This is a genomic window from Kineosporia sp. NBRC 101731 (genome assembly GCF_030269305.1).
Lineage (GTDB): Bacteria > Actinomycetota > Actinomycetes > Actinomycetales > Kineosporiaceae > Kineosporia.
On sequence record NZ_BSTC01000010.1, the window covers coordinates 137,243 to 161,372 of the forward strand.

Genomic DNA, 24,130 nt, shown 5'->3' on the forward strand with positions numbered 1-24,130 from the left:
ACTAACGCCAGCCGTGCCAGCGGGCCAGCGCCTCGGTGCGGCTGGTCACGTCGAGCTTGCCGAACACGTTGCTGAGGTGGTTCTTCACGGTCTTCTCCGACAGCCGCAGCTGCTGCGCGATCGCGGCATTGGACAGCCCGTCACCCACCAGTTCGAGCACCTCGATCTCCCGCCCGCTCAGCCCGAAACCCCGCCGGGTACGCCGCAGGTTGCCGTGCCGGGCCCCGGCCGCGCGCTCGCGGGCGTAGGCGTCGCGCACGGCCCCGGTCGCGACCGAGGCCGCCGCCGGGATCAGCCAGCCCTGCCCGGAGGCCACGGCCCGCACCGCGCTCACCAGATCGGCAGGGTCGAACTTGCCGTAGACCAGGTAGCCGCGCGCCCCGCCCTGCAGCATCGGCGCGATGATCTCCTGGCTGTCGTTACTGGTCAGCACCAGCACATTGCTGTGCTGCGCGATGTCCTCGATCACCGACAGCCCGTCCGCGATCGGCATCTGGTAGTCCAGAACGGTGACGCGGGGCCGTAATCGCCGGGCCTCGGCCAGCCCGGCCGCCCCGTTGCCCGCCTCGGCCACCACACTGATCTGCCCGTCCGACTCCAGCAACGGCCGCAGCGTCGCCCGGATGGTGGCGTTGTCGTCCACCAGCAGCACCGTGATGCGGGTGTCGGTGGGGGAGACCGGCAGCGAACCGGTGTTCAGCCAGCCCACGGCATCGAAACTGGCATCGAAACCGGCGTCGGGACCGTTCACAGCACCGGCACCCGCACGCGGATCATCGTGCCCAGACCCGGCTCCGACTCCACCGTCAGTGAGCCCCCGATCGTGCGTGCGCGCTCCATCATGCCGACGATACCGGCGTGGCCCCGGTGCTGAAGAGCCGCGAGGTCCGCTTCGAACGGGACCTCGAACCCCCGACCGTTGTCCCGGACCGTCATCACCAGCCCTCGTCCACGCTCGCTGATGGTGATCCCGACCCGGGTGGCGGCCGCGTGCCGTTGCACGTTGACCAGGGCCTCGCCGGCGATCCGGCTGAGTTCGTACCGTACGGCCACCGGCGGATCGACCGGCGCGACGGTAGCCGTGGCGCTGATCCCGGTCTCGGCCGACCACAGGGCGCAGACCCGCTGCAACGTGGTGGCGAAGTCCTCCTCCGGGGCGTCCAGCCGCATCCCGTCGATCAGTTGCCGGGCCTCGGCCGACGCGGCGGTGGCGCCCTGCGAGATCACGTCGGCCAGTTGCTCGGCCAGGGCGGGCTGGCGGCGCAGCGAACCGGGCAGCGCGACCGCGGCCAGCGACATCGCGCGCAGGGTCTTGGCCACGGAGTCGTGCAGTTCCCGGGCCAGGCGGGCCCGTTCGGCGGCCGCGGCGGAGCGCTGGGCGTCGGTGATCAGCTCGACCGTCCGGCTCATCTGCCGGGTCAGCATCCGCTGGGCGAGCACCGTGCCGATCCCGGCCAGCACCGCGGCGGGCGGGGCGGCGAGCAGGAAACCGGCGAGCGCGCTGGGGACCTCCTGGCTGTCGAGCAGCACGGCACAGACCGCGAGACCCTGCACGGTCTGGGCCGCCCACAGCGGGATCGCGGCGAATCCCAGCGCGGCTCCGGCCAGGGCCGCGGCCCCGGCGGCGTACACGAAGTAGGTCATGCCGCCCGAGCTCAGCCCGAGCACGACCAGCAGCAGCACGGCGTCGGCGGTGAGCAGAGGCACGGGGGAGCGCACCAGCGTGGGCCAGCGGGGCAGCGCGGCCACCCCGGCCGCGGTGGACAGCAGCAGCACCAGGATCAGGAGGGCCGACCGCACGCCGTCGGTCTGTACGAGCAGACTGACGACAGCGCTGGTCAGACAGACGGTGGCCCGGGTGAGCAGCACCGCCCGGCTGAGCGCCACGGCCACGATCTGCTGCACCCGGTGCTGGGGGAGCTCGTCCACCTGGTCCTCTCAGCATCCTCTCCGGCGCGTTCCGTCGCCGTGAAGGTACCAACCAGCAGGCCCCAGCCCGGCCACGGGCCTAGGACTTTGGGCCTACAGCGGTTTCACAGGTTCGCGATTGAGTCGTCCCTGACCACCCCGAGCTCGCCCTGAAGGAGAAAAACACGTGTCACCACGACGTCCCCGGCTGCTGCGCCCGGCGCTGGCGGTGGCCACGGCCGCTGTTCTGGGACTGACGGCCGCCGTCGCGTTCGACGTCGTGCCGGGTGCCAGCGCGGCCAACTCGACGCCCCTGGCCGCCACCGCGACACACGGTCATGAGCAGGCTGCGACCAGCGAGGCGACCCAGGAGGCGAAGGCCGGGGCGAGCACGGTGGCACCCACCACCGAGCACTCCACGGCGCACGGTGAGAAGGCTGCCTCGACCGCTACGTCGAAGGCTGCGGCCCAGTCGACGACGTCGAAGGCCGCCGCGACGACCGACGCCCCGATCCACGTGATGAAGATGCCCAAGGGCAAGTGGATCAACGTGGACAAGAAGGCCTGGGCGGCCCAGCTCGCCGACTTCAAGACCACCAAGCCCCGCAAGGTCAAGGCCGGCGCGAAGATGAACCCCGAGTTCAACGCGACCTGCTCGTACAGCCATTCGGGCAAGAACGACCCGATCGTGTTCCCGAACCAGACCGGTGCCTCGCACCTGCACTCGTTCTACGGCAACAAGATCACCAAGGCGAACACCACGGTCGACGACCTGATGAAGTTCACGGCCACCACCTGCGTGCCGAAGAAGGACCACTCCTCGTACTGGGTGCCCTCGCTCACCAATAAGGCGACCGGTAAGAAGGTCCAGCCGAACATGCTGATCGCCTACTACGGAAGCCTTCTCGACGACAAGAACAAGAAGAAGACCGTGCCGATGCCGAACGGCATGCGGATGATCTACGGCGACGCCAGCAAGCAGGTGAAGACGCCGGCCGGCAGCCGCGACGCGTTCTACTGCTCGGGCGGCCCGCTGGAGGGCAAGTCGCGCAGCACCGACGGCAACTGGCCGGTCTGCGGCGACGGCGGCACGGTGCACTTCATGATGCGTTTCCCGGACTGCTGGGACGGCAAGCACCTGGACAGCCCCGATCACAAGTCGCACGTCAGCTACGGCTCGCAGGGTGACTGTCCCAAGGCCTTCCCGGTGCGGATCCCGGCGATGACCTTCTCGATCTACTACCCCACGCACGGCAGCAAGGCCGGGTACTCGCTCTCGTCCGGCATGGCCTCGTCGATGCACGCGGACGCGTTCATCGCCTGGGACGTGAAGACCATGAACGACCGGGTCAAGAGCTGCGTGCGTCAGCTGGCCACCTGCGCCAGCAACGGGAAGTTCTGATCCACCCCTGATCAACCGGGTGGGTTCGCCAGGGAGTCAGGCCCCTGCGAACCCATCCGGTTCACTAGTTTCACTAGTTTGCGGCCTATGACACTGCTGGAGATCTGCTTGGAGGACGCGGCCGGCGCCGCGGTCGCGGAGGCCGCCGGGGCCGACCGGGTCGAGATCTGCTCGGCGCTCTCCGAGGGTGGGGTGACCCCCAGCGGGGGTCTGGTGCACCGGGTGCTCGCGAGCACCTCGCGGATCGGGGTGCAGGTACTGATCCGCCCGCGGGGCGGCGATTTCGTCTTCAGTCCCGCTGAGGTCGAGGTCATGATCGAAGACGTTCGCCAGCTCCGGTCTCTCCCGCGCGTGGGTTTCGTGCTGGGTGCGCTGAGCGTCGACGGGCATGTCGACGTGCCGGTGCTGGAACGACTCCTGGAGGCCTGCGACGGGGCGCCGACCACCTTTCACCGGGCCTTCGACGCCTGCCGCGACCTGCCCGCATCCCTGGAGATCCTGGTGGGGCTGGGGTTCGACCGGGTGCTGACCTCCGGCGGCGCGGCGTCGGCCCTCGAAGGGGCGGCGGTGCTGAGGGCGCTGACGGAGCAGGCGGCGGGCCGTCTGACGGTCCTGGCCGGGGGCGGGGTCCGGCCGTCGAACGTGGCCGAGCTGGTGCAGCGGGCCGGTGTCGCCGAGGTGCACGGCCGGGCCTCGGAAACGGTCGGTTCAGCGGCGCTTTTCAGCAACCCGGCCGTGCCCTACGACGCGGCGGTGCGAGGGGTCACGTCGCGGGCGGCGGTGGAGGCGATGAGAAAGGCCCTCGACGAAGAGTTCTAGAACGCTGGGGAGGTTTTGCATGATCACGGAGGGTTTTCCCGCCTTCTTGGTCGTGATCATGCACAACCTCCCCGGAGATCTATCACTCCGGGGAGGCGTCGTGCATGATCAGGCGGCCTGGGACCTGCCCGTCGCGGCGGCGGGTTCCAGGGCGATCTCCAGGACGTCGGCGACGTCGCTGACCTGGTGCACGATCAGCTGGCCGAGGACGTCCTCGGGAAGGTCGTCCAGGTCGGGGCCGTTGCGGGCCGGGATGATCACCTCGGTCAGGCCGGCCCGGTGGGCGGCGAGCAGCTTCTGCTTCACCCCGCCGATGGGCAGGACCCGTCCGGTGAGCGAGACCTCGCCGGTCATGCCGATCTCGGCGCGCACCGGGCGGCCGGTCAGCAGGGAGGCCAGGGCCGTGGTCAGGGTGACGCCGGCGGACGGGCCGTCCTTGGGCACCGCCCCGGCCGGGAAGTGCACGTGGATGCGGCGGTGGGCCAGCTCCGACACCGGCACGCCGAGCCGGGAGCCGTTGGCGCGCAGGTAGCTCAGCGCAATCTGTGCCGACTCCTTCATCACGTCACCCAGCTGGCCGGTCAGTTCCAGCCCGCCGTGCTCCGCCTCCATCGCGGTGGTCTCGACGAACAGGACGTCGCCGCCCGCGCCGGTGACGGCCAGTCCGGTCGCCACGCCCGGGACCGCCGTGCGCTCTGCCGATTCCGGCGTGAACCGGGGCCGGCCCAGGTAGGTGACCACATCGTCCACCGACACCGTGACCCGCGGTCGTTCCGATGCGTCCGATCCGTGCGATCCGTGAGCGGACGCGTCCTCGAGCTCCGTGGTGACCTTGCGCAGAATGCGCGCGAGCGAACGTTCCAGCTGCCGCACCCCCGCCTCGTGGGTGTGCTCGGCGGCCACGGCCCGCAGGGCCTCGTCGTCGATCCTCACCTCGTCGGAGGTCAGTCCGGCCCGCTCGAGCTGCCGGGGCAGCAGGTGGTCGCGGGCGATGGAGACCTTCTCGCGCTCGGTGTAGCCGTCCAGGCGGACGACCTCCATCCGGTCGAGCAGGGCCGAGGGGATGGTCTCGAGCACGTTGGCGGTGGCCAGGAAGACCACGTCGGACAGGTCGAGGTCGAGGTCCAGGTAGTGGTCGCGGAAGGTGTGGTTCTGCGCCGGGTCGAGCACCTCGAGCAGAGCCGCGGCCGGGTCGCCGCGGAAGTCCGAGCCGACCTTGTCGATCTCGTCGAGCAGCACCACCGGGTTCATCGTGCCGGCCTCCTGCAGCGCCCGGACCAGGCGACCCGGCAGCGCGCCGACGTAGGTGCGCCGGTGCCCGCGGATCTCCGCCTCGTCCCGCACGCCGCCCAGGGCGACCCGCACGAACTTCCGGTTCAGCGAGCGGGCCACGGACTCACCCAGCGAGGTCTTGCCCACGCCGGGAGGGCCGACCAGGGCCAGCACCGCACCCGAGCCGCGTCCGCCGACGACCTCCAGGCCACGGGCGGCCCGGCGGGCCCGCACGGCCAGGTGCTCGACGATGCGTTCCTTCACGTCGTCCAGACCGGTGTGGTCGGAGTCGAGAACCTCACGGGCGTGCCTGATGTCGGTGCTGTCGACCGTCCGGGAGTTCCACGGCAGGTCGAGCACGGTGTCGAGCCAGGTCCGGATCCAGCCGGCCTCGGGAGACTGCTCCGACCCCCGCTCCAGCTTGTCCACCTCGGCCAGCGCCGCGGTGCGGACCTTCGCCGGCAGGTCGGCCGCCTCGATCCGGGAGCGGTAGTCGTCGGTCCCGCCGGCGTCCTCCTCGCCCAGTTCCTTGCGGATGGCCGCGAGCTGCTGGCGCAGCAGGTACTCCCGCTGCGTCTTCTCCATACCTTCCTGCACGTCCTCGGCGATCTTCTCGGAGATCGCCGTCTCGGCCAGGTGCTCGCGGCCGCGCTCCAGCAGGAAGTCCAGCCGCTTCTCCACGTCGAGGGTCTCCAGCAGGGTGACCTTCTCGGACGTCTCGATCCAGGTGGCGTACCCGGCCACGTCGGCCAGCTCGGACGGGTCGGTCATCCGCTGCACCGCATCGAGCACCTGCCAGTTGTTGCGCTGCTGCAGGACCGTGGTGAGAACCTGCTTGAACTCGGCCGCCTTCTCCTTCACCCGGCCGTTGGGGTTCCCGGGCACCAGGGCCTCGGCCTCGACCCACAGCGCCGCACCGGTGCCGACCACGCCCTGGCCGATCCGGGCCCGGCGGTCGGCGCGCAGCACCGCGGCGGGCTCGCCGCTGGGCAGCCGGCCGATCTGTACGACCTGCACGATGGAACCGACCACACCCGACTTACCGTCGATGCGGGGAACGGCGAGGACCTCGAGGGGCTTTTTCGGGTCGCTCCCGGACGAACGAGCAGCCCGGGCGGCGTCGATCGTCTGCTGAGCCTGGGCCGTCAGCTCGATCGGCAGGGCCATGCCCGGGAGGACGACGACATCATCGAGGAAGAGGACGGGGTAGGTCTCGGTGGTCATGCCCGATCAATGCGATGGCGTGATGACTTAGTTCCGGGTTCGCCCTGAGCGGAGTCGACTCAACGTACCGGCCGGTTCGGTGACCGGGTCACCGCGATCGGTGCCTGCCGGACGGGTGACGCAGGCCACCCCGCTCACGGTACGCACCGCCACGGGTGGTGCGGTTCCTGGTTCGAACCGTTCGAAGGGTCGCCCGGATCGGCCGTGTGACCTGCGAAGATGTGTCCCCCGAGCGGGGGACTTCCAGTTTTCCTCAGGATCGGGGCCGGTTGGGCCGATAAGAGGGTGTGACTTCCAGCCGCCAGGTCTCGCCGCCGCGAGAGACCACCAGGGTCCCCGCTGCCCGGGACCCCAGGGACGGCCGGGCTCAGCACGGCATGCTCGCCGGGTTCGAGATCGTCGAGCAGCTCGGCAGTGGTGCCGAGAGCACGGTGTTCAAGGTCCGTCGCCCCGAGGACATGGCCCAGGGCCGCCGGGCCGAGTACGCCCTCAAGATCCTCGACAAGCCCCTGGCCGACTCGCACGAGGCCGAGGTGGCCTTCCGTCGCGAGGCCGCGCTGCTCGCCGGCGTGAACCACCCCGGTCTGCCGCGGGTGTACGAGGTCGGGGCCCTGGACCGGCGCCCGTACCTGGTGATGGACCTGGTCTCCGGCAAGCAGCTGGCCGGCGTGCTCGAGGGCGGGGCGCTGGCGGCCGACAAGGTCGTGGCGCTGGCCCTCGACATCGTCGAGCCGCTGTCGGCCGTGCACGACAAGGGCCTGGTGCACCGCGACCTCAAGCCCGCCAACGTGATCGTCATGGAGGGCGGTGAGGCGCGCCTCATCGACTTCGGCCTCACGGCCCGCGACGGTGAGGACGACGAGGCCCACGCCGCTGTCGGCACCCTGGCGTACTCCTCGCCCGAGCAGGGCGGCACGCTCAAGCGCCCGGTGGACAACCGGTCCGACCTGTACTCGCTCGGCGTGATCATGTTCCAGGCGCTGTCCGGCGTGCTGCCGTTCAGCAGCCCCGATCTGGGCGAGCTGCTGCGCATGCACGCCGTGGTGCCCGCCCCCGACCTGACCCAGCTGGTGCCCAGTATCCAGCCGGCGCTGGCCGAGATCGTCGGCACGCTGCTGCAGAAAGACCCGGACGACCGCTACCAGAGCGGCCGCGACCTGGCCGCCGACCTGCGCGCGCTGGCCGGGATGCCGCGCCGCACGGCCGAGGTCACCAGTGGTGGCGAGGCTCCGCTGTTCGGCCGCAACGCCGAGATCAGCGTGCTGTCCGGGCGCTGGAACGAGGTCCGCAACGGCCGCAGCGGCATTGCCCTGGTGCACGGCGGCGGCGGCACCGGCAAGACCCGGCTGGTGGCCGAACTGCTGCACCAGGTCCGGGATTCGGGCAGCACCGTGCTGCAGGCGACCTGTGTGCCGGACAGCCCGGTGCCGTTCGCCCCGATCCGTGACGCGATCCTGGGCCATCTCCAGGAGATCGCCCGGATGCCGGTGGGCGACCGCTGGCGGCGCCGCTCGAAGATCCGCGCGGCCTCGGCCGGCTGGTCACCGTCGATGCTGGGCCGGATCGCCCCCGGGCTGGAGGCCATCCTCAACGGTTCCGACACCCTCAAGGGCAAGGACAACCTGACGGCCCGGTCGGGGCTGGGCGGCGCCCGGCACACCGCGCCGGAGCAGGCTCGCCAGTCCGAGCCCGAACCGATGAACGAGAGCCAGTTCGCCGTCGCCATCGCCGGTTTCCTGGCGGCGCTGGCCCGCCAGACCGGCGACCTGCTGCTGTTCCTGGACGACGTGCAGTGGCTCGACGAGGGTTCCCGGCAGGTGGTGTCGCACCTGGCCGGCCAGATGGCCGACAGCAAGGTGCTCATCCTCGCCGCCAGCCGCGACGAGGTGGAGTACGCCGAGGGCCTGGGCGCCTTCTACCACGCGGCCGGCATGTCGCTGGACGTCGAGGTGCCGGTGCTGGAGCTCGACGAGGGCTCCATCGGCCAGCAGATCCGCTCGCTGATCCCTGGCCTCGACGTCGGCTCCAGCCTGGTCGACATCCTCTCCCGCCGCAGCAACGGCAACCCGTTCGTCGCCGGCGAATACCTCAGCGCCGTGATCGACGCCGGTCTGCTGCAACCGTTCTGGGGTGCCTGGAAGCTCGACGAGGAGGGCCTGGACCGCCTCGAGCTGCCGCAGGACGCGGTCGGCCTGGTGCTGACCCGCCTGCAGAACCTGGCCCCGGGCACCTACGAGCTGCTCGTCACCGCCGCGGTGATCGGGAACGAGTTCCACGGCGAGATCCTCTCCTCGGTGATGGGCATGACCGGGGAGGAAGTCCTGCCGGCCCTCTCCGAGGCGGTCGGCCAGCGGCTCATCGACACCCGTGAGGGCGGGGCCTACGTCTTCCTGCACGACCGCGTGCGACAGGCACTGCAGGCCCAGCTCGACGAGGACGAGCTGGCCGCGCTGCACCTGCGCATCGCGCAGGCGCTGGAGACGGCGCCCGACTCACCGATGACGGTGCGCCCGGAGCACGCGTACTCGATCGCGCACCACTACATGCAGTGCGACCCGGACAGCGACGAACGGCTCGAGCGGATCTTCGGTGCCGCCTGGCGCGCCGGTCGCCTGGCGCTCGCCAACCACGCGCCGAACGAGGCCATCAACTTCCTCGAGTTCGCCGCCGGCCTGCAGGCCCGCCCGCCGACGGCGTTCCTGGTCGAACTGGCCCACGCGCTCAAGCAGAACGGCCGGATGGAGGCCGCGCGCAACCGCACCCAGCAGGCGCTCGCGGGCGAGACCGACCCGGTGCGCCGGGCCGAGATGTACTCGCTGCTCGCGGACCTCTACAAGGACGACTGGGACAACGACGCGTCGCTGACCGCGGTCCGTAGCGGTCTGGCCGAGCTCGGGGTGGAGTGGCCCCGGACCCGGACCGCGCTGGTCGTCACGTCGATGCTGCTGTTCGCCGGCGCCACCCTGCGCGGCCTGTTCGGCGACCGCCACCCGCTGACCGACGAGGACCGGCAGCGCCGGCTCGTCACGGTACAGCTGCACAGCACGGCCTCGTTCGTGGCGCTGTTCGCCCAGGACCACCTGCTGGCGTTCTCGCACGCGCTGCGGGCCCGGGTCTGGGCGCTCCGGCTCGGCGAGGGCACCGCGAACGTGATGTCCCACGCCGCGATCGGCATGGTCGCGGCGTTCAACGGCTGGCGCGGCAGTGCCCGCCGGGCCTTCGCGCGGATGGACGCCGACCCGGTCTCCGAGCTTCCCACGCGCCGGGCGACGAACGCGTACCTGCGCGGAACGGCCCTGTACGGGGGCGGTCTCGCCGACGGCACGCAGTGGGCGCGCGACATGGAGGCCGACGGTCCCTGGATGGACCTCGGCCAGGAGCTCGACGCCATCGCCGTGTTCGCCGTGCGCTCGGTCGTCATGGGCCGCACCGCCGAGGCCCAGCACTGGCTGGACCGTGGCCGCAGCCGTCAGACCGGCCGCAACGTCGACGCCACGCCGTTCATCGTCGCGGCCCCGATGACCCTGTCGCTGCTCGGCCGTTTCCCGGAGGCGGGTACCGAGCTGCGGCACATCCGGCAGGTCTGCGAGCGGGTACCCACCCTGGACCTCCTGCGCCACATGGCCACCCTGTTCCAGCTCGCCGAACAGCAGGACTTCGCCTCGGCCTTCGAGACCGTCGCGTCCGAGGTGGAGGCCGCCAATCCCCGCCCCGAGCAGGTCTTCCGCGCCCACCACCCGCTGTTCTACCTGATCGCGACGGGCCGCCTGGCCCAGCTGCGGGCGGCGGACGAGGCGGAGCGGCCCGTGCGCCTGGAGATGGCCCGGTTCGCCGTGGAGCAGGCCACCCGGCACCCGGACGCCCCCGAGCTGGAGGCCCTGGCCCGGCTGGTGCGCGCCGACCTGGAGGTCGCCGAGGGGCGGCCGGGCGACGCCCTGGTCACGCTCACCCGCATCGGCCAGTTCCTGACCCCGGACGCCCCGACCGTGTCGTTCGAGGTGGCCCGCATCCGGGCCCGGGCGCTGAAGGCACTGGGCACCCCGGAGGCCCGCCGGCAGGCGCAGCACGCCTACGCCGTCGCGGTCGGTGAGGGCTGGCCGCACCGCGCCCAGGCCGTCAGCACCGAGTTCGGGCTCGGCACCGACTGGCTCGGCGTCGCCAGCAGCGGCTCGCACAGCACTACCGGCAACGGCACGCACACGACGGCGGGGCACGACCGGCTGCGGCTGCAGGCCCTGCAGACCGTCAGCGCGGCCGCGGCCAAGGTGCTCGACCCGCGGGTGCTGGCCCGGATCGCCCTGGACGAGACCATCAAGCTGCTCTCGGCCGACCGCGCCTACCTGTTCCTGGTGCCCGACGACGAGGAGGAGGCCAGCCTCTCCGGCGGCCTGGCCAAGTACCTCGGGCGCGACGCCGACGGCCGGGACGTCCCCGAGCTCACGGGCTACAGCACCACCCTGGTCGACCGGGTGCGCCAGACCGGCCAGGCCCAGGTCTTCACCGGCACCGAGGAGGGTGCCGTGCTCGGCACCAAGAGCGTGGTCGCCCACGGTCTGCGCTCGGTGCTGGCCGCGCCGATGAAGGTCGACGGCCGGATGACCGGTGTGGTCTACCTGGACAGCCAGGTCGCCAAGGGCATCTTCACCTCCGGCGACGTGGAGATCCTGTCCGCGCTGACCAACCACATCGCCACCTCGATGGAGACGGCCCGCGTGGCCCAGCTGGAGGTCTCGGTGAAGACCGCCGACCGGGAGCGGGCCGTGGCCAACAACCTGCGCGACGCCCTGCGCGAGATGGCCGAGAAACTCGACGACCCGAGCAAGGTGCTCAAGGAGCTGCTCCTGTCGACCTTCCCGGTGCTCGGGACCGACCGGGCCTGGCTGCTGTCGGTCAAGGACGGCACCCATCTGCTGCGCGACGCCGGCGACGGCGATCCGGTCGAGATCGCCGAGGACGCGAAACTACGCGGCCTGCTGACCATCCAGCAGCCCCGGGTGGGCAGCGCCGAGCTGGTGCCGGGCGGTCTGTCCGATCAGCTCGGCGAGGCCACCTCGTGGATCGCCGTGCCGATGCGCTCGCGGCGCGCCGACCTCGGCGTCATGATCGTGGCCAGCACGACCACCAACGGACCCACCGTTGACCTGGCCCAGACCATCGACACCGCAGCGGTTCTCGCGGCGCAGGGAATGAGCGCCTACGACAACTCCACGCTGTTCCAGCAGGTGCAGAACCTGGCCGTGGTGGACGAGCTGACCGGGGTGCCGAACCGCCGCCGCTTCTTCGAGGTGAGCGCGCGGGACCTGGCCGGCGCCAAGCGGCACGGTCGCAGCCTGACCGCGCTGATGATCGACATCGACCACTTCAAGAAGGTCAACGACACCTACGGGCACCCGACCGGGGACGACGTGATCAAGACCGTCGCAGACCGGTTCCGCCAGCAGATCCGCAAGACCGACGTGCTCGGCCGCTACGGCGGCGAGGAGTTCGCGGTGCTGCTGCAGGACGCGCAGTTCGACGGGGCCCTGCCCGAACGACTGCGGGCCTGTATCGCCGAGGAGCCGGTGCAGACCCGGTCCGGCCCGCTGGAGATCACGGTCAGCGTGGGCATGACCTTCCTCGGCGACGACGACGACACCGTCGAGACCCTGCTGGCCCGGGCCGACCAGGGGCTCTACAAGGCCAAGCAGAACGGCCGCAACCAGGTGCGGTTGCAGGAGGAACTCGAGGAGAACACCGCCGGGTAGCGGGTTAGGGTCTGCCGTGTGGTCTGCCCTGAGGTCGTCATCGTCGGAGCGGGGCCGGTGGGGCTGGTGCTCGCCCTGCTGCTGGCCCGCCAGGGGGTGCGCTCGACGGTCCTGGAACGACAGGACGCGGCGTACCCGCTGCCGCGGGCGGTCCATCTCGACGACGAGTGCGCGCGGATCCTTCAGAACGCCGGTTTGGCAGCTGGTTTCGCCAGTATCAGCCGTCCCGCGGCGGGTCTGCGCCTGCTCGATGCCCGGCACCGGCCGCTCGCGCAGTTCCGGCGGTCGCAGCCGGTCGGTGTGCACGGGCATCCGCAGGCCGGGCTGTTCGACCAGCCCGAACTCGAAACGCTTCTGCGGGAAGCAGTCTCGAACTCACCACTGATCTCGATGCGGCTCGGTACCGAGGTCACGGGGGTGGACGCGGCGGGTCGGGTGCACTGCGGCACCACCGTTCTGGCGGCGGACGCGGTGGTCGGGTGTGACGGGGCCGGCAGTGTGGTGCGAAGGGCACTGGGAGCCCGGTGGCGCACCCTGGCGGGCGACCAGACCTGGTTCGTCACCGACCTTCTCGGTGAACCTCCGGTGCGGGAGGAGGACTTCGTCGAGCAGATCTGCGATCCCCGACGGCCCGCCACCTACCTGCGGGTGGGCGAACGGCGGCTGCGCTGGGAGTTTCGCCTGTGGCCGGGGGAGACCGCCGGTGACCTGACCGCCCGGCTCGGTGAGCTCGTCGACCCCTGGACCCACGACGGGGTGGGGGAGCGACAGGTACTGCGCACCGCCGCCTACACCTTCCGCGCCGTGGTCGCCGACCGCTGGCGCCGCGGCCGCGTCCTGATCGCCGGTGACGCCGCCCACCTCACTCCACCCTTCATCGGCCAGGGCCTCGGCTCGGGACTGCGCGACGCCGCCAACCTCAGCTGGAAACTGGCCCGGGTCCTTCGGGGTCAGGCCGGGGACGACCTCCTCGACACCTACCAGGCCGAGCGCGCCCCGCACGCCACCGCCCTGATCCGGCTGGCCGCGCTCGCCGGTGGTCTGATGGCCTCACCCGCCGCCCCGCTGGCGGGGATCGCCGGGCGCTCGGCGCGCCTGACCGAACGGATCCTGGCCAGCACCGGCCCACCGTTACGGGCGGGCGCGCTCACCCCGCCCCGCCGTTCCCGGCGTGCCTCACTGGTCGGCACGCTCGTCCCTCAATTCCCGACAGGGGACGAAACAGTGGACGAGGAAAGCCTTCCCTGCTTCGACGATCTCCTGGGCCCGGGGTTCGCCCTGCTCACCCGGGGCGGCCCGGGTGCGGCCGGGCTCGAGGACCTGGCCGCCCGGCTGGACGCTGTCGTGCTCCGCACCGACCGAGGCACCGACCGAGGCACCGACCGAGGCACCGACCGAGAAACTGAGCGACCGGAGCTGACGCGCGTCCACCATTGGCTGATCGAGAACGCGACGGACGCCGCCCTGGTGAGACCCGACCGGGTCGTCGTCGCGACCGTACCCGCACGGGGTGCGGCGCGAAACCTGGGTGTGATGTCAGTGTGACGAAGTTGTCCGGACACCTGCCCGGCCTATCCGGGGCGCCCTGGATAGAGTGAACACGACGCACATCCGCCCGTAGCAACCTCGAGGAAGAGAAGGCCATGACTTCGTCCGCACCATCAGCAGTCACTGTGACCGTCACGGGCGCCGCCGGTCAGATCGGCTACGCGCTGCTGTTCCGGATCGCCTCCGGGCAGCTGCTGGGTGCCGATGTCCCGGTCAAGCTGCGCCTCCTGGAGATCCCCCAGGCCGTGCGCGCCGCTGAGGGAACCGCGCTGGAACTGATCGACGGAGCCTTCGGCGCCCTCGCGTCCGTCGACGTGTTCGACGACCCCACCAAGGCTTTCGAGGGTTCGAACGTCGCCCTGCTGGTCGGCGCGCGCCCCCGTACGAAGGGCATGGAGCGGGGCGACCTGCTCGAGGCCAACGGTGGCATCTTCAAGCCGCAGGGGGCCGCGATCAACGCCGGCGCCGCCGACGACATCAAGGTGCTCGTGGTCGGTAACCCGGCCAACACCAACGCCCTGATCGCCGCCTCGCACGCCCCCGACGTGCCGGCCGAGCGCTTCACCGCCATGACCCGCCTCGACCACAACCGGGCCCTCGGTCAGCTCGCCATCAAGCTCGGCGTGCCGGTCTCGAGCCTGGCCAAGGTCACCATCTGGGGCAACCACTCCGCGACCCAGTACCCGGACCTCACGCAGGCCACGGTCGACGGCAAGAGCGTCACCGAGGCCATCAACGACCAGGCCTGGGTGGAGAACGAGTTCATCCCGCGCGTCGCCAAGCGCGGCGCCGAGATCATCGAGGTCCGGGGCGCGTCCTCGGCGGCCTCCGCCGCGTCGGCCGCGATCGACCACGTCTACAGCTGGGTCAACGGCACGCCCGAGGGCGACTGGACCTCGGCCGCGATCGTCTCCGACGGCTCCTACGGCGTGCCCGAGGGCCTGATTTCTTCGTTCCCCGTCACCTCGACCGGTGGTTCCTGGGAGATCGTCCAGGGCCTCGAGCTCGACGCGTTCTCCCGCGCCCGCGTCGATGCCTCCGTGGCCGAGCTGGCCGAGGAGCGCGAGGCCGTGCAGAAGCTCGGCCTCATCTGATTCGTCCGTACCGCTTGCCCGTGCTCCCGGTGAACTACAGCCGGGAGCGCGGGTCGGCCGGGGGAAGCGGCGGCGGCTCCCAGTTCACGATCGACGCCAGACCGCTCGCCAGCGGCGTGCCCGGCAGGGCATTGAGCACCTGGGCCGTCAGTACCTGCGCCCGGTGCGGGGCCGCGGAGTTCAGCCGGCCCAGCTGCCGGGACCGGCGCGCCACCATCTGGGTGCGTGCCTGCCGCACCTGCGTGAACTTCTCGAGGGCCGGCGGGATCGGCACGTTCTCGAACTCCGGACCCACCCGGCCCTCACCCACGAGCGACGCGAGCACCACCGCGTCCTCCAGCGCCATCGAGCCACCCTGACCCAGATCGGGGGTCATGGCGTGCGCGGCGTCACCGATCAGGGCGACCCGGCCCTGGTGGAACGCGGACGGCCCGGGGTTCAGCTCCTCCACCGGGTGCCGCATGACCTGTTCCTCCACCAGGTTCTCCAGGAGGGCGGGGATCGGGTCGTGCCAGTCGCCGAAGAGTCGCCGTAGCTCCTGCACACCCGACGAACCGGTCTCGTTGTCCCCGTCATCCCTGTCATCCCTGTCATCCCCGGCACCCCCGTCACTGGCAGCCGTGGCGTAGCAGTACAGGCTCTGGTCCTTCAGGGGCATCACGGCGAACCGGCGTCCGTCCGGGCCCCAGGTCTCGAAGCCGGTGTCCTCCGGCGACAGGCCCCCCGGATCCGGCACCACCATCCGCCACGACGTGTACCCGACGGGCGCGGGGGCGACGGGCGAGGGGAACAGCAGGCTGCGCACCACCGACCGGATGCCGTCGGCCGCCACCACCAGGTCACCCTCGCTCTCACCGTGCTCGGTGATCAGCGCGGCGGGAGTGTCGGCGTCACCGGCCCGCACCCCGGTCACCCGGGTGTCGGCCTGCACCACGCCGAACGGCAGGGCCTGCACGATCACGTTCGCGAGCTCGGCCCGGTGCAGCGCCACCACCGGGTCGCCGTACTTCTCCTGAACGGCCGCGGAGATGTTGTTGCGGATCAGCCAGGTGCCGTCGGGCTGCCGCAGGCCACCGGGGCCCGGGACCCGGCCGATCTCCCGCACGGCGTCACCGATGCCGAGCCGGTCGAGGGAACGCAGCCCGTTGGGCCACACGCTGATGCCGGCGGCGACCGGTTCCAGGGTGATGGCCTGCTCGAACACGCAGACGTCCCAGCCCCGGCGGTGCAGTGCCGCAGCGGCGGTCAGACCCCCGAGGCCTCCGCCTGCGATCAGTGCGCGCCGTCGTGTCACGTAGGCCTCCTCGGGGGAAATGGGGTTGATGATCACCATAGGTGCGGATGGTTCGATCGGCGCGTTATCGGTGTCGGGGCCGGCCAAAGCACGAAGAGGCCGGGAGCTCGATGGCTCCCGACCTCTTCCGCCCGCAGGAGGGGGTGCGGGCGTCGGGCCCATTGTCTGGACCCTGACGTGTCGTTCCGGGGTGCTGCCCGACCTAGACCTTGACCCGTCCCACCGAGTAGCTGGAGGTCCAGATGGTTTCCTTCTTCACCGAGCTACCGGGCTTCGGCGCGTGCCAGATCTTGCCGTCACCGGCGTAGATGCCCACGTGGTAGACGTGACCGCCGCTGGAGAAGAAGACGAGGTCGCCCTTCTTCTTCGCGCGCTTGGAGACCTTCTTGGTGTCGGACACCAGGCCCGACGAGGTGCGGTTGAGGTGCGTCACACCGGCCTGCCGCAGCACGTAGCCCACGTAGCCGGAGCAGTCGAAGGCGTTCGGGCCGGTGGCGCCGTAGACGTACGGCGTGCCCTTCTTCTTCGCCGCGTCCGAGACGATCTTGGCGCCGAACTTGACCCGGCCCAGACGCTCGGCCTTCTCAACGGCCCGGTGCTTGGCCTTCTGCTTGGACTTGGCGACGGCCTGTTTCTTGGCCGCGGCGATGGCGGCCGCCTTCGCCCGCTCGTGCGCCTTCTTCTTGGCCGCGGACCGCGCCTGGGCGACTGCTCCGTCGTAGCTGGAGGCGCTGGTCGTGACCGTGACCGTGCGGGTGGCCTTGGCGGTGCGGGTGCTCCACGCCGTGACCTTCGCGGTGGCCTTGACCTTCTTGGTGATCCGCGCCGTGGCCTTGGCCGTGGCCTTGCGGGTGATGCGTGCGGTCTCGGTGTCGCTCACCTTGACGGTGGCGGTCTTGAGACTCGCTGTTTCGGTGTTCGCCTCATCGTTGCCTGCGGCCGCGGAGCTGTCCGCGGCCATGGCCGGAATGCCTCCCGAGAGCGTCAGCGCAGCACCGGTGACGACGGCGCTGAGCGGCATGACGGATCTTCGAACGCGCGATTTCTGCAAAGGGGTGGGTGTCCTTCCCTCGCCTACCAGGTGAGCTGACGGGCTCGGGCGGAAGTTGCCCGGACGGCTCTCGCGAGCCGCCTTAGCCCCGTGACGACCGGACTGTGGGTGGTCCGGTGTCGAGGTGGTTCCCCGGCGTCCGTCTGGGAACTTGGGTGGCCGCCGACGGACCTCGGCAGGACGGTCACCCGGTCCTTCGGGTGAAGGACCGATGGGGAATCTACGGGCATTCGGGGAGTAATCAAAATGTGATCACCAAAATGTGACCCGTGTAATAGGCCGTGGCACCTTGTGTGCTACGTGTCCGGACACCCTCCGTGAGGCTCCAGAACGTGTATTTCTGCAGCTCAGACGCTCTGATGATCAACGGTGACACGATGTGTCCAGTATCATGCGGATTTAACATGCACCACTACGCACTGTGTCGTGCGTCGCCCTTTCGGGCATCCCTCCAGTTCAAGCCTCAAATAGCTCACCGTGATTATTAAATAACGTAAAGCTTCCATCAAAACGGGACCGACCGGGGGCACTGCCCCGGCCGGTCGTGACGCGCTGTGAGGCGAAGGCCTACTTTTTGTTGCCACCGAAGAGCTCCAGGAACTTCTTCCCGCCCTGGGGGAACGACTCCGTCAGGCTGTGCTCGCCCTGGTAGGAGTTGAGGTTGAAGTAGCTCGCGTAGGCGACGTTGTTGGGCGCCCAGGTGATGTAGTCGTGCATGAACTCGATGAAGAGCGGGTTGTCCTGGCCCCCGGAGCCGTCGTAGCGGTCCCACAGCCCCCACTCCGGCAGCGAGATCGGCTTGTCGTGCTGCTGGGCGAAGTCGGTCCAGAACACCAGGCCCCGATCGCCCCCGAAGATGACCTCGTTCCAGGCCCGGGTCTGGCGGTTCTCCTTGCAGGCCTGGTTGCAGTTCTTCGGGTACGGGTACAGGCCGCTGTGGAGGTCGTAGACATCCACCCCGACGTAGTCGACGTACGCGTCGCCGGGGTAGTAGTCCTGGCCGTCGTAGGGGTTGTAGCCGTTGTTGGGGTTCCAGTCGAACTCGAACTCCTGGCCCGGCACCGACCGCATCGCGGTGACGATCTGCCGGTAGAACGTGATGTACGTGGCGTGGTCCTCGATGCCCCACGGCCATGACTTCAGGTTGAACTCCCAGCCGACGCGCAGGATCGCCTTCTCCTGGCCGTTCTCCACCAGGTGCTCGGCCAGCGTCACGAAGTACTCGTTGAAATCGCCGCTCGCCCCGTCTTTCATCGAGGCGAGCTTGGTGTCGTTCAGGTTGTCCGGAATCATCGGCACGGCCATGACGACCCGGTAGCCACTGTCCTTCCACTCGGTCAGGTGCTCGCCCGGATTCGCGATGTCGTCCCAGGTCTCACGGTCGCCGAAGATCGTGGCGTAGGTGAGTTTGCGGCCCATCCACGTCTCGAAGGCCTTCGTCCGGGCCAGATCGGTGCCGCTGAACACACCCAGCTTCCCCTTCAGGGACGCCTCGGTCACCAGGGGCGTCGGGGTGGCGGTCGCGGGACCGGTCGTCGCCGACGCGCCCAGGCCGGTGGTCGTGGACCGGCCGGACTTGTACGCCCCGGCCACCGCGATGAGGATCACCAGGGCGGTGACCAGCCCGAGCGTGATCACCTGGCTGCGGCGCAGGGTGATCTGGTGGGGACGCCAGTCGCGCCAGGTCTTCTTCTGCGGGCGCAGGCCCTGCGGCTGCGGCCGGTTCTGTGGGCGGTTCTGTGCGCGGCCCGCGCCCCGGTTCTGGTGGGGCGGGCGCTGCGGGGGACCGCCGAGCAGGCTCGGGCCGTCCTCGTCGAAGGGCCGGCCGGGCAGGCCACGCGGTGCTCCCTGGTCGAGGTGGTCAAGATGGTCAACGTGGTCGAGGTGGTCGAGGTGGTCCCGGGCGGGCGGGGCGCCGTCGAAGCGCGGCATGGAGCGGTCGCGCCGGCCGTTCGCACCCGGGTTCTGGTGCGGGTCCGGGTTCGGCCCCGGACCACGACCCAGCACGGGACGCCGACTCGGGCCCGGGAACTCGGCGTCCGGTCCGGCGAGCCCCTGAACCGGTGACCCGGAACCGAACCCGGGCAACCGGCCGTCCCGCCGCCCCCACCCGCGGGGGGCCTCGGCCCCGTCGGACCGGACGCCCTCCTGGGTGCTCCCGGTGTCGTGGGTGTTCTCGGCGTCCCGGCCGAGCAGACCCGGCAGCGGTGTGCCGGACCCGTCGGCACCGCGTTCCCGGCGACCCCGCATCCGGGCCCGGGCGTCGCGGCCGAGCAGACGTTCCGGCGGGTTCCCGAGTTCGGGTTCGGGGGAACCCGCGGGATCGGGGAGGTCCGGCTGGGAACGCGCGAAAGGACTCTGGCCCGGCGGTTCCTGGTCGGGGCGGTCATCGTAGGCCGTCAGTTCCGGGGCGGACACGTGCGGGGCGGGCCCGGCGGAGAACCCGAAAACGTCGTCCTCCGGGTGACCCGGCCCGGTGAAGGGGACCTCCTGGCTCCGCTCGCGCCGCCCGTGCACCGGCGTGCCGGGGCGGTCGCCGGGGAGAGGGGTGTCGCGGCTGCCGGGAAGTTCACCGGGCAGCGGGGCGCGATGCGAGCTGGGGTCCCCGAGGGGAGAGCCACCACGGTGAGATCCGTCGCGGCGCGATGCGCTCCGGCGGGAGTCGCTGCGGTGGGAATCGGCGCGCGGAGAATCGTTGCGGGATGCCGGGAACGGGTCTGCCTCGCGAGGGGAATCATCCGGCGGGGAGGCGGGGAAGGGGTCCGTCTCGCGACGGGAAGTTTCCGGCGGGGAGGCGGGGAAGGGGTCCGCCTCGCGACGAGAAGTTTCCGGCGGAGAGATGGGGAACGGATCCGGATCGCGGTCGGAACGGGTTCCCGGGAAGACCGGGAACGAGTCCGGGTCGCGGGGGGAGTGAGCCCCCGGGAACGGGTCGTCGAGCGAGCGCGCCTCGTGGCCCGGGCGTGGGGAACCGCCGGTCGTCGGGCCGCCGGACAGGGATCTTGGGGGTGCCGGTGTGTAGGGGCCACCCGCGTCGCGGTTGCGTGGACCAGTCCCCTCCGACAGCGGGGAGGCGGCCGGGCGGGATCCGGGCAGGGGACGGTTCCAGCGTGCGTCCGGCTCGCCCGGGGAAACGCTGGATCGGGAGATACCGGGCCGTGGTGTGTCGGGCCGGGCCGAATCGGGCCGGGCCAGATCGGGCCGGGCGACATCTGGCCGGGCCGTACCGGGCCGAAAATCGTCGGGGCCTGCAGTACCGGATCGGTTGCGCCGCAGACCACACTGCTCCACCACGCGCTGACCAAAGTCGCGTGGATCGGCGTCGCGTGGATCGGCGTCGCGTCGATCGGCGGGGACGCCGAAGCTGGGCCGGCCGTCAGTAGTGCTGACGTCGCGCTGGTCCTGGGGGGCTCGGTGGTCGCGCCGGTTCTGGGGGGAACCGGTGGTCCGATGCCCACCGGCCGGGGGAGTGTCGATCGGAAGCGGGATGGACGCGGGGGTTTCCGCCGACGGGCTGAAGATTCCCGATCCTCCGTCGAGCCCGGAGGGCTGCGAGACGGGTGGCACGGGTGAGGGACGCGGAGGGGCCCAGGCAGGGCCGTCCGGGCGCGCGGGCGGCGCGGGTTCGGAACGGCGGTGCCCCGGGGCGGTACCGGACTGGGGTCGGGCGCCCGGGTGGCCCGGAACGTCCTGGACCCACTGCTGCTGCGCGGGCTCGTGCCCGTCGCCGCGGTGGCGGCTCCAGGCCAGGTCGCTGCGGCGGCCGAGCGAGTCCAGGCCCGACGGGGCGGAGTCTTCGGTTACGGTGGAGGTGGCTGTGGGTGCCTGTCCGAATGCGGTGCGTGGTGCTTCCGGTTCGACCGGCACCCCGGGCGCCGACGGCTGCGGGCCCGGCCCGGAATCCGGGTCGGAGGGGGCGGAATCAGGGGCGGCGTCGGACTGCGGGGCTGATGCCCTTCGGCGTTCCAGCTCCCGCATCTCTCTTCGGCTGCGGGGGCGCTCTTCCTGATCCGGCGCGCTCGGGTGCGGCATGTCGCAGCTTTACCTCTCTGCCTTCGCTCAAGCATGGACGGGCTTCTCGTCAATGGCCCGGCATCACGCGAGCGCTCGGCCACCCTAATCGTTCCCGGGTGGACAGGTCAGCCGATCGCTCACATCCGGTGCACGGCATGTGAGAAGCCACACCCCGACTCACAGGTGCGTCTTTGCTGGTCAGAGGTAATTCACAGGCAAATGCGGCAGACCGGGGTAACGCGGAGAGGGCCCGAACGGGCGATCCGGGATATACGCGTTGTCATCAACCGGCAACGCCGGAGGGAAGCCACGCACGCCATTTATCCTCATTCGCGTCCAGCCATTTCTGGGCTGCTTCGTCGGGCTTCATCCCGTCGTTCAGATCGCGGGCAACCTGGTTCTGATCGTCATTGCTCCACTGGAACTTCTGGATCAGTTCGGCGGCCGGACTGCCCGAATAGGCGAATTCCCGGTTCTGGATCTTGTCCAGGTCGTAGGGCTGATAGTCGCAGCGCACGGTCTTCGGGTCGGCGTCGCAGCCCGGGGTGTAGGCGGGGAGCTTGATGTTGACGAGGTCGATCTCCGACAGCAGCCACTGCGGTGAGTAGAAGTAGCCGATCATCGGGGTGCGGTCGGCCTCGGCCTGCCGGAACGCCGTGATCAGCTTGTCCTCGCTGCCGGTGTAGGCGACGGTCAGGTCGAGCCCGAGGTTCTCGATCAGGGCCTTGTCGTTGGTGACGTAGCTGGGGTCACCGTCGAGGAACTTGCCGTCGAACAGGTGGGCGTACTTGTTCAGGTTCTTCCAGTTGGTGATGTCGGGGTACTCCTTCGCCATCCACTCCGGCACGTACCAGCCGATCACGCCCTTGTTGCCGGTCAGCCCGGCCTCGACGGCGACCTTCTCGTTGTCGATGTACTTCTTCTTCTCCTCGTCGTGACCCCAGTTCTCCAGGATCGCGTCCACGCTGCCGTCGGCCAGGTGCTGCCAGGACGCGTCCTCCGCCTCGGCGCTCACCGTGACCTCACAGCCCAGCTCGGTGCGGGCGAGGTAGCTGATGACGGCGAGGTTGGCCGAGTACCCGACCCACGGGTTCTCGGCGAGCGTCACCGTGCCGCAGTCCGTGGGCTGGATGCCGGGCGCCGCCACCCGTTCGGGCGCCGGCCCGCCGCAGGCCGTCAGGGTGCTGAGGGCCAGGAGGCCCGCCCCGGTGAGGCGGGCGATCAGGGGGGTGCGGCGGGTCACGGTCTCTCCTCGAAGAACAGAACACAATGGGGGACGCCGGTGGGCGCGGTCGATCGGCCGGCTCACCGGTCCGGTTCAGCGGCTCAGCACGGTTCAGCAGCTCAGCGCGTTCAGGGACTCAGCGCGTTCAAAAGCTCAGTACGCGGCTGCCTGCTCGGCGAGCCGGCGCACCAGGACCTCCTCGGTCAGCGCGACCAGCACGCTCTTGACCGATTCCCGCCGCCGCGCGTCACACAGCACCAGCGGTACCAGTCCGTCGACGCCGAGCGCCTCGCGGACCTCCTCCAGCTCGAACCGGCGGGTGTCCTGGAACTGGTTGACGGCCACGAGGAACGGCACACCGTGTTCCTCGAAGTAGTCGATGGCGGGGAAGCAGTCCTCGATGCGGTTGGTGTCGAGTAGCACCACCGCCCCCAGGGCGCCCTCCACCAGGTCGTCCCAGAGGAACGCGTAGCGGTCCTGCCCCGGCGTGCCGAACAGGTACAGGCGCAGGCTCTCGTCCAGGCTGATCCGGCCGAAGTCGAGGGCGACCGTGGTGGTGACCTTGCCCGGTACCGGGTCACGGTTGTCGATGCCCACCGACTCGTCGGTCATGTCGGCTTCGGTCAGCAGTGGCTCGATCTCGGAGATCGAACCGACGAAAGTGGTCTTGCCGACGCCGAAACCGCCACTGATGACGATCTTGACGGAAATCGGGGCGACGGCGTTACCGGGGTGACGGCCGGTGGACCGGTCAGAGAGCGCGGACACGATCGCGGATCCTCTCGATCAGCTGTATCGACAGCTCTTCGCGTTGGGTGACGACCACCGACCCGTCGGCGACCAGGTCGGACACCAGCACCCGGGCCACCCCGAACGGCACCTTCAGCGAGGCGGAGATCTCCGCCAGCGAGGTGGGTTCGCGGCACAGCTGGACGATCTGACGATGTTCGAAACGCAGCCCGGCCGAGGTGATCCGGTCGCGGGCGTGAATGAGTGTCTCCACTCTCAGCCCGTCCTGCACCGGCCGGGTGCGGCCCCCGGTGAGGAGGAACGGCCGGATCACCATGTCCTCGGCCGCATCGTAGGCGTCCGCGTTCATCGGGGCGTTCATTGGGGCAGGTGCTGCCGCGACTCGGAGATCAGAGACGGAGTCAGCAGTGGACCGAAACGTTCTGCCAGGGAGGCAATCTCGTAGCCGATCAGGCCCAGGTCGCAGTCTCCCTCGGCCACCACGCCCAGGCAGCTGCCACCGGCGATCGCGGAGACCAGCAGGAAGCCGCGGTTCATCTCGATCATCACCAGCTTGAGACCGTCGAAGTCGTAACGCCGGGCGGCCGAGCGCCCCAGGCTGGACAGGCTGGAGACGATCGCGGCCAGATGGTCGGCCTCGGTGCGGCTCAGGCCGTCGGAGCTGGCGATCAGCAGCCCGTCGGACGAGACGGCCACCGCCTCCCGCACCCCGTCGGTGTTGTGCACGAAGTTACCCAGCAGCCAGCCGAACTGATGCCGGTCGGTATGGGTGTGGACGCTCATCC

The 24,130-nt window shown here is 70.4% G+C and carries 15 protein-coding genes and 1 riboswitch; of the genes, 5 read left to right on the plus strand and 10 right to left on the minus strand.

Going from position 1 to position 24,130, the window contains the following annotated elements; all coding sequences use genetic code 11:
- Window position 1 precedes the first annotated feature (1 nt).
- Together QSK05_RS25000 and QSK05_RS25005 are read right to left on the minus strand one after the other, a co-directional pair.
- On the minus strand, window positions 2-751 hold the full coding sequence (locus tag QSK05_RS25000; RefSeq protein WP_285599757.1) for a LuxR C-terminal-related transcriptional regulator: 750 nt from the start codon (window positions 749-751) through the stop codon (window positions 2-4).
- Window positions 748-1,929, minus strand: coding sequence for a sensor histidine kinase (locus tag QSK05_RS25005; RefSeq protein WP_285599758.1), 1,182 nt, complete (start codon window positions 1,927-1,929; stop codon window positions 748-750). Before QSK05_RS25005 ends, QSK05_RS25000 begins: the two co-directional genes overlap by 4 nt.
- A 166-nt stretch (window positions 1,930-2,095) precedes the next feature.
- Between QSK05_RS25005 and QSK05_RS25010 the strand changes: the two genes are divergently transcribed.
- Both QSK05_RS25010 and QSK05_RS25015 read left to right on the plus strand, forming a co-directional pair.
- Window positions 2,096-3,310 (plus strand): DUF1996 domain-containing protein, encoded by a 1,215-nt coding sequence (locus QSK05_RS25010; RefSeq protein ID WP_285599759.1) that lies wholly within the window; start codon window positions 2,096-2,098, stop codon window positions 3,308-3,310.
- Between the two features lie 87 nt (window positions 3,311-3,397).
- A complete protein-coding gene (locus QSK05_RS25015; protein WP_285599760.1) occupies window positions 3,398-4,129 on the plus strand; it encodes a copper homeostasis protein CutC in 732 nt (243 codons plus the stop codon).
- A gap of 108 nt (window positions 4,130-4,237) precedes the next feature.
- On the opposite strand, the gene lon is transcribed toward QSK05_RS25015, so the two are convergent.
- Window positions 4,238-6,625 (minus strand): endopeptidase La, encoded by a 2,388-nt coding sequence (lon, locus tag QSK05_RS25020; protein ID WP_285599761.1) that lies wholly within the window; start codon window positions 6,623-6,625, stop codon window positions 4,238-4,240.
- A 287-nt stretch (window positions 6,626-6,912) separates the two neighbouring features.
- Between lon and QSK05_RS25025 the strand changes: the two genes are divergently transcribed.
- The 3 genes from QSK05_RS25025 to QSK05_RS25035 all read left to right on the plus strand — a co-directional run bounded on the left by QSK05_RS25025 (window position 6,913) and on the right by QSK05_RS25035 (window position 15,011).
- Window positions 6,913-12,369, plus strand: a complete 5,457-nt coding sequence (locus tag QSK05_RS25025; RefSeq protein ID WP_285599762.1) for a diguanylate cyclase — start codon at window positions 6,913-6,915, stop codon at window positions 12,367-12,369.
- A gap of 18 nt (window positions 12,370-12,387) precedes the next feature.
- A complete protein-coding gene (locus QSK05_RS25030; protein WP_285599763.1) occupies window positions 12,388-13,914 on the plus strand; it encodes a bifunctional 3-(3-hydroxy-phenyl)propionate/3-hydroxycinnamic acid hydroxylase in 1,527 nt (508 codons plus the stop codon).
- A gap of 98 nt (window positions 13,915-14,012) precedes the next feature.
- The gene (locus QSK05_RS25035) at window positions 14,013-15,011 is read left to right on the plus strand and encodes a malate dehydrogenase (protein WP_352302500.1); all 999 of its coding nucleotides are present in this window, start codon (window positions 14,013-14,015) and stop codon (window positions 15,009-15,011) included.
- Window positions 15,012-15,045: 34 nt separating this feature from the next.
- Here the strand turns inward: QSK05_RS25035 and QSK05_RS25040 are convergent, their stop codons facing one another.
- The 7 genes from QSK05_RS25040 to QSK05_RS25070 all read right to left on the minus strand — a co-directional run bounded on the left by QSK05_RS25040 (window position 15,046) and on the right by QSK05_RS25070 (window position 24,128).
- Window positions 15,046-16,305: an FAD-dependent monooxygenase gene (locus tag QSK05_RS25040; protein WP_285599765.1), complete on the minus strand. Its 1,260-nt coding sequence runs from the start codon at window positions 16,303-16,305 to the stop codon at window positions 15,046-15,048.
- Window positions 16,306-16,507: 202 nt separating this feature from the next.
- Window positions 16,508-17,326 carry a C40 family peptidase gene (locus QSK05_RS25045; RefSeq protein WP_285599766.1) on the minus strand — a complete coding sequence of 273 codons (819 nt, stop codon included), beginning with the start codon at window positions 17,324-17,326 and terminating at the stop codon, window positions 16,508-16,510.
- A 39-nt stretch (window positions 17,327-17,365) separates the two neighbouring features.
- Window positions 17,366-17,524, minus strand: a riboswitch (cyclic di-AMP (ydaO/yuaA leader).
- A 399-nt stretch (window positions 17,525-17,923) separates the two neighbouring features.
- The gene (locus tag QSK05_RS25050; RefSeq protein WP_285599767.1) at window positions 17,924-21,388 is read right to left on the minus strand and encodes a glycosyl hydrolase; all 3,465 of its coding nucleotides are present in this window, start codon (window positions 21,386-21,388) and stop codon (window positions 17,924-17,926) included.
- Between the two features lie 265 nt (window positions 21,389-21,653).
- Window positions 21,654-22,613 carry a glycine betaine ABC transporter substrate-binding protein gene (locus QSK05_RS25055; RefSeq protein ID WP_285599768.1) on the minus strand — a complete coding sequence of 320 codons (960 nt, stop codon included), beginning with the start codon at window positions 22,611-22,613 and terminating at the stop codon, window positions 21,654-21,656.
- Window positions 22,614-22,748: 135 nt separating this feature from the next.
- Window positions 22,749-23,366 (minus strand): GTP-binding protein, encoded by a 618-nt coding sequence (locus tag QSK05_RS25060; protein ID WP_502879825.1) that lies wholly within the window; start codon window positions 23,364-23,366, stop codon window positions 22,749-22,751.
- The gene (locus tag QSK05_RS25065; protein ID WP_285599770.1) at window positions 23,347-23,694 is read right to left on the minus strand and encodes a DUF742 domain-containing protein; all 348 of its coding nucleotides are present in this window, start codon (window positions 23,692-23,694) and stop codon (window positions 23,347-23,349) included. The genes QSK05_RS25060 and QSK05_RS25065 overlap by 20 nt, the downstream gene beginning before the upstream one ends.
- An 8-nt stretch (window positions 23,695-23,702) precedes the next feature.
- On the minus strand, window positions 23,703-24,128 hold the full coding sequence (locus QSK05_RS25070) for a roadblock/LC7 domain-containing protein (protein WP_231482109.1): 426 nt from the start codon (window positions 24,126-24,128) through the stop codon (window positions 23,703-23,705).
- Window positions 24,129-24,130: the final 2 nt, after the last annotated feature.